Genomic DNA, 300 nt, shown 5'->3' on the forward strand with positions numbered 1-300 from the left:
AGCTCCTGCACACCCGTTAACGAGTTATCGACTTGGTAACGCCATTGCCCATCGGCGGTAATGGTTAAGCTGCCTAATGGAGATTCGCCATTACCATTTTGTTGCCCTTCGACACGCGTAATATCAAATTGTGCTTCGCCACTGTCGGCATCAGCAATGTCCAAATCCCCACTGTCAGTCAAAACACCCGCGGTGTCTTCTGTCACTGAGCCCGGCTCGTAACTGCTGATGATGCTTGGATCTTCGGTACCATTCACGGTCACCGTAATGGTGTGCTCCGTGCCGTCGGCGCTTTTTACA

At 52.0% G+C, this 300-nt stretch carries 1 protein-coding gene; it reads right to left on the reverse strand.

The window, feature by feature from the left end:
* Positions 1–300, reverse strand: a 300-nt coding sequence (locus tag MD535_RS25965) for a VCBS domain-containing protein (protein ID WP_265678148.1), incomplete at both ends; no start/stop codon positions are given.

This window comes from Vibrio qingdaonensis (assembly GCF_026191675.1).
GTDB classification, from domain to species: domain Bacteria; phylum Pseudomonadota; class Gammaproteobacteria; order Enterobacterales; family Vibrionaceae; genus Vibrio; species Vibrio qingdaonensis.